The organism is Variovorax sp. 01N429 (assembly GCF_056399425.1).
Window position 1 is genome coordinate 37,199 of sequence record NZ_JBFTRG010000002.1, and the last position, 14,315, is coordinate 51,513.

The following is a 14,315-nucleotide window of genomic DNA, read 5'->3' on the forward strand; positions in this document are numbered from 1 at the left end:
ATTCAGCGCGAGCCAGCGCGACGGCTTCAGGCGCTGCCGAACAGGTCCTTGTGCTGTTCGCGCAGCAGCGCCTTCTGCACCTTGCCCATCGCGTTGCGAGGCAGCTCGGGCACCACGAAGCAGCGCTTGGGAATTTTGAAATTGGCCAGCTTCGCTTTCAATTCGGCAATGACACGTTCACCGTCGACCGAAGCGCCAGGGCGCGGAATCACGATCGCAACGCCCACCTCGCCGAAGTCCGAATGCGGCACGCCGACGATGGCACTTTCGGCGACGCCTGGCATCTCGTTGATGTAGCCCTCGACTTCCGCCGGGTAGACGTTGTAGCCCCCACTGATGATCAGATCCTTGCTGCGTCCCACGATGGTGACGTAGCCCAGGCCGTCAATCTTGCCGACGTCACCGGTCTTGAAGTAGCCATCGGCGGTGAACTCTTCCTTCGTCTTCTCCGGCATGCGCCAATAGCCGGAAAACACATTGGGACCGTCCACTTCGATGTTGCCGATCTCGCCAGTCGCGCAAGGCTCTCCACGATCATCGTGCACGCGCAATGCGACGCCGGGCAGCGGAAAGCCCACCGTCCCGCCTCGGCGCTCGCCTTGCACCGCGCTGTAAGGGTTGGAGGTGAGCATGACCGTCTCGCTCATTCCATAGCGCTCCAGAATCGTGTGATCGGTCCGGTCACGCCATTCGTTGAAGGTCTCGATCAACAGCGGTGCCGATCCCGAAATGAAAAGACGCATATTGCTGCACGCGTCGCGCGTCAGGCCCGGCTCGGCCAGCATGCGCACGTAGAGCGTGGGCACGCCCATGAACACAGTCGCATCGGGCAGGCGCGCCACCACCCGCTGCGCGTCGAAGCGGTTCAGCCAGATCATCTGGCTTCCGCTGATCAGCGCGCCGTGAATGGCGACGAACAACCCATGCACATGAAAGATCGGCAGCGCGTGGATGAGCACGTCGCCGCCCTGCCTCGAGCTCCGCCAGCCCCAGTAGTCCTTGAGCACTTGCGCATTCGACAGCAGGTTGCCATGCGAAAGCATCGCGCCCTTGCTGCGGCCCGTCGTGCCGCTGGTGTAGATGATGGCCGCGATGTGGTCGGCGCTCTTTGGCGCCACGGCGTGCTGGTCGCCGCACTGCGCCGCTTTTTCGAGCAGCGTGCCGGTGCGGTCGTCGTTGAGCGTGAAGACGTGGCGCGTGCCGGCCCTCTTTGCGATGGGCGCGACCCACGACGCATTGGCGCTGCTGCAGACGACCACTGCCGGCCCCGAGTTGCCGATGAAATATTCGATCTCCGCAGCGCGATAGGCCGTGTTGAGTGGCACGAAGACATAGCCCCCGCGCAGGCTCGCGAGATAGAGCAGCATGGCCTCGACCGATTTTTCGACCTGTACCGCGATGCGAGCGCCCTTCTCGAGCTTGAGCGAATCGAGCAGATTCGCAATCATCGCGCTTGCCCGCACGAGATCGCGCCATGAATAGAAAAGGCCGTCGTCGGTTTCAACCGCGATCTTGTCCAGATCGGAGGGGAAAGCGGCGCGCAATGCGGCGTAGAGATTGGCGTTTGTCGTCGTTTCGGTCATGGCGGGTTCAAAAAGCGGGGCTGCGTTTGGCAAGGAAGGCAGCAATGCCTTCGCGATGTTCGTCGGAGTCGGCGTAGTCATAAGCGACCGCCACCAACGGCGCCATCGGGTCTTCCCCATCCACGGCAGCGGAGCGCCGAAGCGCCGACAAGGTGCGTTTGTTGAGGCGGGCGGCTTCCGGCGCGAGAGCCGCGACACGTTTCGCATGCGCGAGCGCTGCCGCCGGCAACTCCGCGTCGGGCACCACGCTGAGAAGAAACCCCGCCTCATACAGGCGTTTTGCACCATGAACGCTCGCCGCGAGCAACATGTCTCGCGCGAGCGCATCGCCGAGCGCGCCGCTGACCAGCGCAGCCTCGCGCGGCGCCATCGGAAAACCCAGCTTCGCAATCGGCGCGCCGAATTTCGCCGATTCGCCAGCCAGCCGAATGTCACAGCAGCTTGCGATTTCGACGCCCGCACCCATGCAGGCACCCTCGATCTGTGCGATGAGCGGCACTTCGCAAGCGAGCATGGCCGCCAATGCAGCCCAGACTTCGTTCTCGTGGAATTCGCGAAGGCTGCCTTCGTCGAAGCGGAACGACGGGTATTCGGAAATATCGCCCCCTGCGCAGAAGGCCCCGCCCTCCCCACGCACGATCACGCAGCGCAAGGATGCGTCTTGCGCCAATCCTTCGAACACGGCGCGCAGTTCGCGCCACATCGCTCGCGACATGGCGTTCAGGCGTCCTGCGTTCGTCAGCGTCACGACCGCGATCGGACCCTCGCCGCGCAGCGTGATCGAACTTGCCATCCGGCTTGTCTCCTTGTTTTGAACGGACTGCATGGAGCTCAGCTCTTGAGAAAAAGATCGTCGACTTCGCCCGACACCGCCACTTTGCCCTGCGCCAGCAGTGCGCGGTGCTTGTCAAGCCGCTTGAGATCGTAGAGGTAATTGACCATGAGACCGTAGGACTGCTTCAGCCCCTTCGAGGATGGATCACCGGCCCAGTTGAGTTTTTCGACGCGCGCGCCGTTCCCGAGATGAAAACGCGCAACCGGATCGATCGGCTTGCCGTCCGCCGTGGCTCGACCGAGATACTCCGCGGCCGATTGCAGCAGCAGTTGCCGCACCGGCGACTTCGCATCCAGCGACCCCGCGTCTTCGGCGGCGGCGAGAAACCGCTCCCCCGTCGGCGGCAACGAACCGACCACGCGGCCCAGTTCCGTCGCGCGCTTTTCATCGAGTCGTTCCACCATCGCCGCCGCGTTCTTGCCGAGCCAGGCGCGAAAGCCGGGAATCGGCGACAAGGTTGCGAAGGTCTTCAGACGCGGAAGCTCGTCCTGCAGGGTTTCGACCACGCGCTTGATCAGCGAATCGCCGAAGCTCACGCCGCGCAGGCCCGTCTGCGTATTGCTGATCGAATAGAAGATCGCCGTCGTCGCCTTGTCCGGCTTGACGACCGCCGCCGCTTCGTCCAGCAATGGAACGATGCCTTCGCTGATGCGGTCGACCAGTGCCACCTCGACGAAGATCAGCGGTGTGTTGGGCAGACGCGGATGAAAGAATCCGTAGCAGCGGCGGTCGCTGTCGAGCCGGTTCTTGACGTCGGCCCAGCTCTTGATGTCGTGCACGGCTTCGTACTGGATCAGTTTCTCGATCAGTGAGGCCGGTGAATCCCAGCTGATGCGCCGCAAATCGAGGAAAGCGACGTCGAACCAGGTCGAAAACAGATGTTCGAGTTCGGCGTCCAGCGGAAGCAGCCGGCGGTCGCCCTTCAGGTGCGGCAGAAGCTGTGCGCGCAACTCGACCAGGAAGCGCATGCCGTCCGGATCGATCGCGAATCGCTGCAGCAGGCGTGCGCGCGGCGAAACCAGCGCGCGGCGCAGGTCGATCTCGGCCTGCCCTTCGTCGGGCGTGCCGACCGCGGCCTCATGCAGGTCGCGCGCGCTACTGAGCTTTTGCACGTCGGGCGCGAAACGCTCGCTCATCAGCAGCCAGATGTCGCGCCGCTCGTCGAGTTCGCGCCCGGCATACCACTGCACGACGGCGTGTGCGCGGCGGCCGGCTTCGACGTCGCTGATGCTGGGGTCGACCACCGCCTGCAACTCCACCAGCGCGCGCCGCAAGGCGCGCGGCGCGAGTGCTTCGCCCGGTCGGCGCAGCGTGGCTTCCAGACGCTCTGAAAGGGGTCGGGGCGCAGTCGCGGACTTGCCGCCTTCGGCAGTGTGGGTCGGCCGCAGGCGCGAAACGCTGCGCGTGATCCAGTCGCTGGCATTCATGGATGAGCTTGGCCTTTTGTGAAGCGCAAAGGCCCGCACGGCCTCGCGCCGGGGCGCGGGGCGGAAAAGGGGGCGGGCGGACGGCAATCCGGAATATTACCCGCGTGCTCGTCGCCGGATCAGCTGCAATTGACGATCTTGAATTCGACTCGGCGGTCCAGCGCATCGACGGCGTCGTCGGTGCCGCTTCCGATGATGTTCTCGCGGAATCCCCGGCCGCTGGGCGTGGTGCGCTCACTCAGCGAAGTGGATTCGGCGACCAGGCGCTGCTGCACGTAGCGTGCGCGCTGCATCGAAAGCACGTCGTTGTAGGCCACAGGCCCGGTATGGCTGGTGTGGCCGATGATGTCCAGGCACACCTTCGCATCGGCGCTCGCCTTGGCGATTTCATGCAACCACATCGGATACGGACCGCTGATCTGCGTCTCCGACCAGAACACGGTGCTGTTCGGGTTGAACAGGAACTTCACGCCGAGCTGCTGGTTCGCGATGCCGTAGGCCACGAGCTTGCCGAATGCGTCCTGCGCCTGCGCGGTGCGGCCCAGCTTGGCCGAGCTCAGGTACATGCCGTTGAGCACCCTCAGCTGATCGCCGACGGGCGAACCGCTGGCGGCGCTGTATTGCGCATAAGCATCCTGGTAGCGCTGCGCGTTGTAGGCGCTGGTCGCATCCTTGATGGCCGGCGCCACCGCGATGCGTTCGAAGTAGTACGCGTCAGCGCGCTGGCCTGGCGGCGTGGCGGTGGTGCGGATATAGCCTTCGATCACACGGTCCTTGACCGCCATCGGCGTGTCCCTGTAGTACGGCAGCGGCGTGTGGTCGAGACCCTCGTCGCGCGTCACCGCGGACGACTGCGCGACCACGTTGCCACTGGCAAGCTCGGTCAGCGCCAGGTCGATCCGGATCGGTCCTTGCGGCTTGTCGACAGCCAGCCGGGTCATCGTGCCCGTCAGCAGGTAGCGGGCCTTGCCCATGCTCGCCCCCTGAAACGGCATGATCTCCAGCGAGTCGGCTTTCGAAGTCATCCGGTCGGTCACGCGCTCCTGCAGCATTTGCGTTGCCACCGTCTGCTGGGCGCTGCCGGCGTCGATCATCGGGTCGACCACCACGCCACGCTTGCCGCTGATCGAAGCCAGAAAGCCCTGCGTCTGGCTGGCGAGCCCATCGGTGGCCGCGGCGATGGCCTGGTCGAACGGAAGCTCTCCATTGGACGAACCTGGGGCCGTGGCACAACCGGCCGCCAGTGCGGCAACAGCCGATAGGAACAGGGCTTGCGCCCAACGCGGGAAGGTCGTGGAGGTCATCATTCACATCCCTTTCTCAAGAGCGCGGCTTCGCCTGCCGCCAGCGGGCCGAGAGACGCCCGCTGAAGCAGATCGGTGCAGTTGGAATGGATTTGCGCGCCCTCCAGCGGCGGCGCGGGCTGCACCACCATGGCCGGAAGCGAGGCTTCGGGTTCGACATTGCGCGGCTCGCGACGCACGGTCTTCTGGGCGTCGCTGCGCGAACGCCATGCCGTTTTGCGCGCGGGCGCGGCTTTCGCCGATGCCGCAGGTTCGATGGCCTCAGCCGACTGGCTTTTCGCCGGCATCGCCTCTGTTGATTTCTCATCTTCGGCGCTGGAAACTGAAAGCTGCGGCTGGGGCGTCGGCACAGGGGGTGCGACCGTCGGCGCGACGGGCTTCACTGCCGGTGCATCCGGATCGACTGGGGCGACAGGTGCGGCTGGCGCAGTTGACGGGGGCGCCGAAGCCTTCTGGGGAGCCAAGGTGGTCTCCGGAGGCTGCGACGATGCCGCCCCGTGACGATCATTGAAGCGGTAGTAGCCGTACGCCGCAGCACCCAACAGCACGACTGAAGCAGCCAGCGCATAAGTTTTCCATCGGCTGCCCGGTTGCCCGCCCGGACTCGGCTCCTCGCGCAACGGCGGCCAATTCGAAACGGGCGCGCGGTTCCAGCGTTTGACGGGCCCGGCCCAATGCAAGGCCGCACTGAGTGCCCGCTCTGTCGGCGCTGGCGGCGCTGGCATCGATGATGGGGTTGGTGTTGACGTTGCGCTTTCTCGCACCAGATCGGGCGGCAGTGAAACCTCTTCATCCAGCCTTGCATCGACGGGAGACTGCACTCCCGACGAGGCATCGCCCAGCCGCACGGCGCGCGCGAGTGCCAGGTCCTGCAATTGCTCACCGCAACTGAGCATCGTCCAGAATTCGGCCGCGCTCTGCGGCCTGTTCCGCGGATGCAGCGACAACGCGGCATCGACCGCCGCGAGGAAAGGTTCGCTGTAGCGGCCCCGCGCCACCTGCGTGAGCGGCTTCAACTGGTCGTTCATCAAGCGTTCGATCGACGGCGTCGGCGGATGGCCGGTAATGGCGGCATGGACCACACCCGCCACCGCATACAGGTCGGTCCACGCGCCCTGCTTCATCGAAGCCACTTCGCCGTACTGCTCGATCGGCGCGAACCCAGGCTTGAAGACGACGGTCGGCGACGAGGTCATGCCGTCGATGACGCGCCGCGCTGCGCCGAAGTCCAGCAGCACCGGGCCGCTCTGGGTCAGGAGGATGTTGTCCGGAGAGACATCGCGGTGAAAGCAGCTCGCCGCATGCATGGTGCCGAGCGCGTCGAGCAAGGGGCGCAGCCAGCCGCAAAGCTCCGCTTCGTTCGGTGGACGCCCCAGATCCTCGAGCGCGTGGGCGAGCGTCGGGCCGTCGTAGTAAGGCATCGCCATGTAAGCGGTGCCGTTGCCTTCCCAGAAGTGCAGCACCCGGACCAGCGACGGATGATCGAAGCGCGCGAGGATTCGCGCCTCGTTCAGGAAGCTGCGCAGCCCAAGGCGAAAACCTTCCCTGTGCCGCTGCGACTTGACGACCACTGCCGGCGATACGCTGGCGCGCGAAGCGAGGATGGCCGGCAGGTATTCCTTGATCGCGACGTGCTGTTCGAGCGCGTGATCCCAAGCGAGGTACACGATGCCGAAGCCGCCCTCGCCGATCGGGCCGACGATTTCGTAGTCGAGGAGCCGCAGGCCTTCGGGCAGCGTGTGCGCGGTGGATCTGTCGGCGTCGCTCCACTCCAGCGCCGATGCCGCTTCCGCATCGCGGCCGGTGACCGAGCCAGGCACTGTATGCAGGTCGAGTGCCATCGCGAGCTCATTGCGTGCTGCGCACGATACAAACCAGCATTGACATGACGTCGAATCCCCTGTCGTGAGCACCCACTCTACAGCGCACGACACCGCGGCGCATTCACCAGAAGCACTAGCCGAAAGGACGCTCCGTCCAGCCTGTGCTCAAGGCTGACCATACGCTGTAGGGGTCAGGCGCAGCCGCTAATCCCCTTATGCCGTCGCGGTCGCAGCGCGGCGCTGCGCGGGCGCGCTCACGTAGAGCCAGATTCCGAAGACGATCATCGGGACGCAAAGCCACTGCCCCATGCTCATGTTGAGCGCCAGCAAACCGAGGAAGTCATCGGGTTCGCGGAAGTATTCGGCGATGAAGCGCATGAGCCCGTATCCGACCAGGAACACTGCCGAGACGCGGCGTTCGCGGCGCTCCTTGCGGGCGTAGAGCCAAAGCAACGCGAAGAGCAGCAAGCCTTCGAGCAGGAACTGGTAGACCTGCGACGGATGGCGCGGAAGCATCGAGCCGCTCTGGGGAAAGACCATGCCCCACGGAAGATCGGGGCTCGAAAAACGCCCCCAGAGTTCGCCGTTGATGAAGTTGCCGACCCGGCCGGCCGCGAGCCCGGTCGGCACGCAAGGCGCAACGAAATCCATGACCTGCCAGAACGGTCGCGCCCGCGAGTGCGAGAACCACACCATCGAGGCAATCACGCCCAGCAGCCCGCCATGAAAGCTCATGCCACCCTGCCAGACGAAGAAAATCTCCAGCGGATGGGTGAGATAGAAACCAGGCTTGTAGAAAAAGCAGTAGCCCAGGCGACCCCCGACGATTACGCCCATTACACCGAGGAAGAGGATGTCTTCGAGGTCCTTGCGCGACCACGCGCCCGGTCCGGTGATGGAACGGTAAGGCTCGTGCCGCAGCCGGCGCGTGCCCAGGAAGTAGAACAGCGCGAAAGCGGCCAGGTAGGTCAGCCCATACCAGTGAATCGCGATCGGCCCCAGCTGGAGCGCGATCGGATTGATCTGCGGATACATCAACATGGACGCGATTCTCGCCTCAATGCGGTGCCACGCCTTGGGCCCTGATGAAGTCGACGAAGCGCGCCAGCGCGGGGTTGTCTGCGTCGGCCGGCCAGACCAGGCTGGTTTCGCAACTCGGAAGCGGCGCGGCGCTTCGGCGACGGCCCGAAGGCTCGAATTCGCTCGCGGTCCGGTACACCACGCCGGTGCGCCGAAACTGCATGACGCTCCGCGGCACCCAGGCGACTCCCAGGCCGCCCCAGACGAGGTTGACGATCGTCTGCATCTGGATGGCTTCCTGAGCGATCTGCGGTGTGCGGCCAGTGGCGTGATAGAGCGCAAAGATCGCATCGTGCAGCGACGGCACGATTCGGCGCGGAAAGATCACCACGGGCTCGGCGAGCGCCGCCTGCAGAGGCAGTTTGTCGACCTTGGCCAGCGGATGTCCGGCCGGCAGCGCCAGCACCAAAGGCTCTTCCGAGATCGTCAGCCGCTCCAGGCCAGGCGGCGCAAAACCGGGCGAATGCAGCATCAGCCCGGCATCGATCTCGCCGCGGGAAAAGCCTTCCAGTTGCACGTCTCCCGTCGCCTCGACCAGTTCGAGGGCGACCTGCGGGCACCGCACCCGAAACTCCTTCACCCACAGCGGGAGCCGCTCGAATCCGATGGTCGATACAAAGGCCAATCGCACCCGTCCGACTTCCCCCGCCGCGGCCGCACGAGCGCGCGCTGGCAACGATTGCGCCCGGGCCAGCAAATCCCGCACGTCGGGCAGCAAGGCCTCGCCGGCCGGCGTGAGCGCCACGCGGCGGCGCGTCCGATCGAAAAGCACCACGCCCAGCGTCTTCTCGAGCAGCGCGATCGCCTGCGTGACGGGCGGCTGCGTCATGTGCAGGCGCACGGCGGCGCGGCCAAAGTGCAGTTCCTCCGCGACGGCGAGGAACTGCCGCCAGACCCGCAGGTCGATCGACGCATCATTCATATGCACAGCATATCAATCGGACACAAAAAATGGATTGGAACCAATCAATTAATCGTCCGATACTTGACCTCCCCGATTCCGATCACGAGAGACACGATGGACACCAAACCGATCCAGATCAACCGCCGCAGCGCCAACATCGTCGAAGGCAAGAGCCGCGCGCCCAACCGGTCGATGTTCTACGCCATGGGCTACGAAGAAGGCGATTTCAAGAAGCCGATGGTCGGTGTTGCCAACGGCCACAGCACCATCACGCCGTGCAACTCGGGCCTGCAGAAGCTGGCTGACGCGGCCATCGCCGGCATCGAGGAAGCGGGCGGCAACGCGCAGGTGTTCGGCACGCCCACCATCTCCGACGGCATGGCCATGGGCACCGAAGGCATGAAGTACTCGCTGGTGAGCCGCGAAGTCATTTCGGACTGCATCGAAACCTGCGTGGGCGGCCAGTGGATGGACGGCGTGCTCGTGGTCGGCGGCTGCGACAAGAACATGCCCGGCGGCATGATGGGCATGCTGCGCGCCAACGTGCCGGCGATCTACGTCTACGGCGGGACGATCCTGCCGGGCCGCTACAAGGGCCAGGACCTGAACATCGTCAGCGTGTTCGAGGCGGTAGGCCAGAACGCCGCCGGCAACATGAGCGACGAGGACCTCAAGCAAATCGAGATGCGCGCCATCCCCGGCACCGGCTCGTGCGGCGGCATGTACACCGCCAACACCATGTCGAGCGCGTTCGAGGCGCTGGGCATGTCGCTGCCGTATTCGTCGACCATGGCCAATCCGCACGACGAAAAGGAGAACTCGGCCAAGGAATCGGCCAAGGTGCTCATCGAAGCCATCAAGAAGGACATCAAGCCGCGCGACATCGTGACCAAGAAGGCCATCGAGAACGCCGTTGCAGTCATCATGGCAACGGGCGGTTCGACGAATGCGGTGCTGCACTTCCTCGCCATCGCGCACGCTGCGGATGTGAAATGGTCCATCGACGATTTCGAGCGCATGCGCAAGAAGGTCCCAGTGATCTGCGACCTCAAGCCCAGTGGCAAGTACCTCGCCGTCGACCTGCATCAGGCCGGCGGCATCCCGCAGGTGATGAAGGTTCTCCTGAACGCCGGTCTGCTGCACGGCGACTGCATCACCATCACCGGCCAGACCATTGCCGAAGTGCTGAAGGACGTGCCCGACCAGCCACGCGCCGACCAGGACGTGATTCGCCCCATCGACAATCCAATGTATGCCGAAGGGCACCTGGCGATTTTGAAGGGCAACCTTTCGCCCGAAGGCGCAGTCGCAAAGATCACTGGCCTGAAGAACCCCGTCATCACCGGGCCTGCGAGAGTGTTCGACGACGAAYAGTCAGCGCTGCAAGCCATCCTCGACGGCAAGATCAAGGCCGGCGACGTCATGGTTCTGCGCTATCTGGGACCCAAGGGTGGCCCTGGCATGCCCGAGATGCTGGCTCCCACCGGCGCCTTGATCGGCGCAGGCCTCGGTGAAAGCGTAGGCCTCATCACCGACGGCCGTTTCTCCGGCGGCACCTGGGGCATGGTCGTAGGCCACGTAGCCCCCGAAGCAGCCGCGGGTGGCACCATCGCTTTCGTCAAAGAGGGCGATTCGATCACCATCGACGCGCACCAACTCAAGCTCGACCTCAACGTCCCCGAGTCCGAAATCGCCAAGCGCCGCGAAGGCTGGAAAGCGCCCGCCCCCCGCTACACCCGCGGCGTCCAAGCCAAGTTCGCCTTCAACGCCTCCAGCGCCAGCTCCGGCGCCGTCCTCGACAAGTTCTAAAAAGGGAAAAAGGAAGCCCCGTCGGCCCAAAACCGCCCCGCCACCCTGCCCTTCCAGAAACACCGCGGAACCGGCTTCGCCGGGCCGCTGGTGTTGCCCCCGGTCAGGGGGTGGAGAGCGACACGAAGTGCGCGAGCCTGGGGGCGAGCTATTTCTTTTTCAACATGCCGAGCCGACTGCGCTGCCGATCGATGCGCTCCTGCTTGCGCGCGTTTTCCTTCTCGATCACCTTGCGCTTGGTATAGCCCGAGGCATCAGCCCAAGCCCACCACGCGACCGCAAGCGCGAAAGGGATCAACACGATCCACCAACTCAGGGCCGCCACAAAGCCGACCTCGAGCCATTTGAGCGCCACACCCAGCACGCCCAGCATCAGGAACCACATCGCGAACTCCTCCGTCGTTGTCATGGCGCGGGGGTGAAGAGCGTCTTCGCTCTCCCTACAATCGCGCTGGATCGACTTTAACGCACCGATGCGATTGGACCCCATGAAAAAAGCGCTCGTCGTCACCGTGCTCAGCCTTGGCTGCGCGGCCCCCGCCCTGGCGGACCTGGCTCTGGCCACATCGAAGAACTGCATGAGTTGCCATGCCGTCGATCGCAAGGTGCTGGGCCCTTCGTTCCAGGACATCGCGGTCAAGTACAAGGACAACAAGGACGCCGTCGACCTGCTCGCGAGCAAGATCATCAAGGGCGGCTCGGGCGTGTGGGGCCCGGTGCCCATGCCCGCGAACAATCAGGTCAGCGAAGCGGATGCGAAGAAGCTGGCCGCCTGGATCCTGACGACCAAGTAAGCACCCTTCAGACGCTAGAACTCAGACGGCTGGCGGCATGCCGGCTGCGGAAGCTCCGCTTCGGCGATCGAAGCGATCTTCCAGCTGGCCGATGTGAGCCGCCAGCGTGTTGTCCGTCTGGTCGGATCGCGTCTTGATTGCCGTTTCGAGCTGCTCGACCCGCGCGAGCAAAGCGGCGTGCCGTTCGGCATTGCGTGTCATGTGCGCGTTTTCTTGCGCCTCGAGGAAATTGCGCAGCTCGGTGAAGCGCGATGCCTCCGCCTTGTCCGCGAGGTCGCGCTGCATCTGCATTTCCTTGGTATGCCGCCGCGTCTCGATCAGGATCGAGCTTTGCAGGTAGACCACATACACCACGAAGAAAACGCCCAACAGCGCCGTCAGCCCCAGCATGATCAGCCCGAAAGGCGCCGTGACCTGCATGAAGCCGATGGACATCGTCGTCGGGGAGACGACGATGCCCCAGTTGAATGCAGCCAGCGCTGCGATCAGCAGCACGACTACCAGCAATACACCTGTTCTGACTCCCATGACCTACTCCCGTTGTGATTGGAGAGGTCGTTTGTACCGCATGCGCGGCGGAGTCAATAGGCTTGCCCCAACTGCTCGAGGATGGCGGGGTTTTCCAACGTCGATGTGTCCTGCGTGATCGCCTCGCCTTTCGCAATGCTGCGCAGCAGGCGCCGCATGATCTTGCCGCTGCGCGTCTTCGGAAGGTTCTCGCCGAAGCGGATGTCCTTGGGCTTGGCAATCGGGCCGATTTCTTTTGCCACCCAGTTGCGCAAGTCCGCCGCGATCTGCTTGGCTTCTTCAGGGCTGGGACGGCCGCGTTTGAGCACGACGAAGGCGCACACCGCCTCGCCCGTCAGGTCGTCGGGCCGGCCAACCACGGCGGCCTCGGCCACCAGATCTGTCTTGGCGACCAAAGCCGATTCGATCTCCATCGTGCCAAGCCGATGGCCGGACACGTTGAGCACGTCGTCGATGCGCCCGGTGATCCGGAAATAGGCGCGGTCGGTGCTGCGCACGGCGCCGTCGCCGGCCAGGTAGATGGTGCCGCCCATCTCTTCGGGAAAGTAGCTTTTCTTGAAGCGCTCGGGGTCATTCCAGATCGTGCGGATCATCGATGGCCAGGGGCGCTTGATGACCAGCATGCCGCCGCCGCCGTTCGGGATGTCCTTGCCGGTCTCGTCGACGATCGCCGCCATGATGCCTGGCAACGGCAACGTGCACGAACCCGGCACCAGTGGCGTCGCCCCTGGCAGCGGCGTGATGACGTGGCCGCCTGTCTCTGTCTGCCAAAAGGTGTCGATGACCGGGCATTGCTCCCCGCCGACATTGCGGTAGTACCACATCCAGGCTTCCGGATTGATGGGTTCGCCCACCGTACCAAGAATGCGCAATGACGAAAGATCCCAATTCTTCGGGTGCACCTTTTCGTCGCTCTCGGCTGCCTTGATGAGCGACCGGATCGCCGTGGGCGCCGTGTAGAAGATCGACACCTTGTGCTTCTCGATCATCTGCCAGAACCGGCCCGCGTGCGGAAAGGTCGGGATGCCTTCGAACACCACCTGTGTTGCGCCCGCGGCGAGCGGCCCGTAGGCGACATAGGTGTGCCCGGTGATCCATCCGATGTCGGCGGTGCACCAGAAGACGTCCTCGGGACGGATGTCGAAGGTCCAGTCCATCGTGAGCTTGGCCCACAGCAGATAGCCACCCGTCGCGTGCTGCACGCCCTTGGGCTTGCCCGTCGAACCCGAGGTGTAGAGGATGAACAGGGGATGCTCGGCACCGACCGGAACCGGCGGACATTCGGTGCTCTGACCCTTGAGCGCCTCGTCGAAAGTCTTGTCGCGCCCGGCCACCATGTTGCAGGGGCTCGCGGTGCGCTGGAAGACCAGCACGGTCTTGATCGACTCGCAGCCGCCCAACGCAATGCCGTCGTCAACGATGGCCTTCAGCGGAAGTTCCTTGCCGCCGCGCAATTGGAAGTTGGCTGTGATCACTGCCACCGCGCCGGCATCGATGATGCGCTCCTGGAGCGCCTTGGCCGAGAAGCCGCCGAAGACGACGCTGTGCGTGGCGCCGATGCGGGCGCAGGCCTGCATGGCGATCACACCCTCGATGGTCATCGGCATGTAGATGATGACGCGGTCGCCCTTCGTGATGCCCTGCGCCTTCAGCGCATTGGCAAACTGCGACACACGCGCCAGCAGCTCCTTGTAGGTGATCTTGGTGACCGCGCCGTCGTCGGCTTCGAACACGATGGCGGTCTTGTTCTCGACGGGCGTGCCAATGTGCTTGTCGAGGCAGTTGGCCGACGCGTTGAGTTCGCCGTCTTCGAACCACTTGTAGAAAGGCGCGTTCGACTCGTCCAGCGTACGCGTGAAGGGCTTGGTCCAAACCACGTTGGCCTTCGCCTGCCGAGCCCAAAAGCCATCGAAGTCGTCGGCGGCTTCTTTGCACAGTGCGTCATAGGCGGCCATGCTGCCGATGCGCGCGCCTTTGCTGGCGCGGGCGTCAGGCGGAAACACCCTGTTTTCTACCAGGACGGATTCGATCGTGGAAGCGCTGCTCATCTCTTTGTCTCCTTTACCGACTTACCGACTGCTGTTGCGACCTGCTCCGGTCATCAAGTTTCGAATGTCTGCCCGCGCACTTACGGATGACTGACGGCAGATGCCACAGGCCGGCGGAGGAATCGCCGCCAGGACGGCTGCATCGCCCCCTAGAATCGCGCGTTTTGCAGTCGTTAACGA

The 14,315-nt window shown here is 64.3% G+C and carries 12 protein-coding genes; 2 read left to right on the forward strand and 10 right to left on the reverse strand.

The window, feature by feature from the left end:
• Positions 1 to 26: 26 nt before the first annotated feature.
• From AC1DSF_RS03410 to AC1DSF_RS03440, 7 genes are all read right to left on the reverse strand, one after another.
• Positions 27 to 1,583: a malonate--CoA ligase gene (locus AC1DSF_RS03410; protein WP_478123477.1), complete on the reverse strand. Its 1,557-nt coding sequence runs from the start codon at positions 1,581 to 1,583 to the stop codon at positions 27 to 29.
• Between the two features lie 7 nt (positions 1,584 to 1,590).
• The gene (locus tag AC1DSF_RS03415; protein WP_478123478.1) at positions 1,591 to 2,376 is read right to left on the reverse strand and encodes an enoyl-CoA hydratase/isomerase family protein; all 786 of its coding nucleotides are present in this window, start codon (positions 2,374 to 2,376) and stop codon (positions 1,591 to 1,593) included.
• A 38-nt stretch (positions 2,377 to 2,414) separates the two neighbouring features.
• Positions 2,415 to 3,845 (reverse strand): malonyl-CoA decarboxylase, encoded by a 1,431-nt coding sequence (locus AC1DSF_RS03420; RefSeq protein ID WP_478123479.1) that lies wholly within the window; start codon positions 3,843 to 3,845, stop codon positions 2,415 to 2,417.
• A 119-nt stretch (positions 3,846 to 3,964) separates the two neighbouring features.
• Complete coding sequence (locus tag AC1DSF_RS03425) at positions 3,965 to 5,152, reverse strand: OmpA family protein (RefSeq protein WP_478123480.1); 1,188 nt, start codon at positions 5,150 to 5,152, stop codon at positions 3,965 to 3,967.
• Positions 5,149 to 6,990 carry a serine/threonine protein kinase gene (locus tag AC1DSF_RS03430; RefSeq protein ID WP_478182339.1) on the reverse strand — a complete coding sequence of 614 codons (1,842 nt, stop codon included), beginning with the start codon at positions 6,988 to 6,990 and terminating at the stop codon, positions 5,149 to 5,151. The genes AC1DSF_RS03425 and AC1DSF_RS03430 overlap by 4 nt, the downstream gene beginning before the upstream one ends.
• A 195-nt stretch (positions 6,991 to 7,185) precedes the next feature.
• The gene (gene lgt, locus AC1DSF_RS03435; protein WP_478123482.1) at positions 7,186 to 8,013 is read right to left on the reverse strand and encodes a prolipoprotein diacylglyceryl transferase; all 828 of its coding nucleotides are present in this window, start codon (positions 8,011 to 8,013) and stop codon (positions 7,186 to 7,188) included.
• Positions 8,014 to 8,029: 16 nt separating this feature from the next.
• On the reverse strand, positions 8,030 to 8,974 hold the full coding sequence (locus AC1DSF_RS03440; RefSeq protein WP_478123483.1) for a LysR family transcriptional regulator: 945 nt from the start codon (positions 8,972 to 8,974) through the stop codon (positions 8,030 to 8,032).
• A 96-nt stretch (positions 8,975 to 9,070) separates the two neighbouring features.
• Between AC1DSF_RS03440 and ilvD the strand changes: the two genes are divergently transcribed.
• Positions 9,071 to 10,765 (forward strand): dihydroxy-acid dehydratase, encoded by a 1,695-nt coding sequence (ilvD, locus tag AC1DSF_RS03445; RefSeq protein ID WP_478182340.1) that lies wholly within the window; start codon positions 9,071 to 9,073, stop codon positions 10,763 to 10,765.
• A gap of 148 nt (positions 10,766 to 10,913) precedes the next feature.
• Here the strand turns inward: ilvD and AC1DSF_RS03450 are convergent, their stop codons facing one another.
• On the reverse strand, positions 10,914 to 11,150 hold the full coding sequence (locus AC1DSF_RS03450; RefSeq protein WP_478123975.1) for a TIGR04438 family Trp-rich protein: 237 nt from the start codon (positions 11,148 to 11,150) through the stop codon (positions 10,914 to 10,916).
• 103 nt (positions 11,151 to 11,253) lie between these two features.
• Between AC1DSF_RS03450 and AC1DSF_RS03455 the strand changes: the two genes are divergently transcribed.
• Positions 11,254 to 11,559: a c-type cytochrome gene (locus AC1DSF_RS03455; protein ID WP_478123485.1), complete on the forward strand. Its 306-nt coding sequence runs from the start codon at positions 11,254 to 11,256 to the stop codon at positions 11,557 to 11,559.
• Positions 11,560 to 11,580: 21 nt separating this feature from the next.
• Here the strand turns inward: AC1DSF_RS03455 and AC1DSF_RS03460 are convergent, their stop codons facing one another.
• Both AC1DSF_RS03460 and acs read right to left on the reverse strand, forming a co-directional pair.
• Positions 11,581 to 12,087: a LapA family protein gene (locus AC1DSF_RS03460; protein WP_478123486.1), complete on the reverse strand. Its 507-nt coding sequence runs from the start codon at positions 12,085 to 12,087 to the stop codon at positions 11,581 to 11,583.
• Between the two features lie 53 nt (positions 12,088 to 12,140).
• Complete coding sequence (acs, locus tag AC1DSF_RS03465; RefSeq protein WP_478123487.1) at positions 12,141 to 14,135, reverse strand: acetate--CoA ligase; 1,995 nt, start codon at positions 14,133 to 14,135, stop codon at positions 12,141 to 12,143.
• Positions 14,136 to 14,315: the final 180 nt, after the last annotated feature.

Excerpts from the sequence above, each read along its gene's own strand:
- AC1DSF_RS03410 (WP_478123477.1), bottom strand. The coding sequence starts at position 1,583 with ATGACCGAAACGACGACAAACGCCAATCTCTACGCCGCATTGCGCGCC.
- AC1DSF_RS03415 (WP_478123478.1), bottom strand. The coding sequence starts at position 2,376 with ATGGCAAGTTCGATCACGCTGCGCGGCGAGGGTCCGATCGCGGTCGTG.
- AC1DSF_RS03420 (WP_478123479.1), bottom strand. The coding sequence starts at position 3,845 with ATGAATGCCAGCGACTGGATCACGCGCAGCGTTTCGCGCCTGCGGCCG.
- AC1DSF_RS03425 (WP_478123480.1), bottom strand. The coding sequence starts at position 5,152 with ATGATGACCTCCACGACCTTCCCGCGTTGGGCGCAAGCCCTGTTCCTA.
- AC1DSF_RS03430 (WP_478182339.1), bottom strand. The coding sequence starts at position 6,990 with ATGGCACTCGACCTGCATACAGTGCCTGGCTCGGTCACCGGCCGCGAT.
- lgt (WP_478123482.1), bottom strand. The coding sequence starts at position 8,013 with ATGTTGATGTATCCGCAGATCAATCCGATCGCGCTCCAGCTGGGGCCG.
- AC1DSF_RS03440 (WP_478123483.1), bottom strand. The coding sequence starts at position 8,974 with ATGAATGATGCGTCGATCGACCTGCGGGTCTGGCGGCAGTTCCTCGCC.
- AC1DSF_RS03450 (WP_478123975.1), bottom strand. The coding sequence starts at position 11,150 with ATGTGGTTCCTGATGCTGGGCGTGCTGGGTGTGGCGCTCAAATGGCTC.
- AC1DSF_RS03455 (WP_478123485.1), top strand. The coding sequence starts at position 11,254 with ATGAAAAAAGCGCTCGTCGTCACCGTGCTCAGCCTTGGCTGCGCGGCC.
- AC1DSF_RS03460 (WP_478123486.1), bottom strand. The coding sequence starts at position 12,087 with ATGGGAGTCAGAACAGGTGTATTGCTGGTAGTCGTGCTGCTGATCGCA.
- acs (WP_478123487.1), bottom strand. The coding sequence starts at position 14,135 with ATGAGCAGCGCTTCCACGATCGAATCCGTCCTGGTAGAAAACAGGGTG.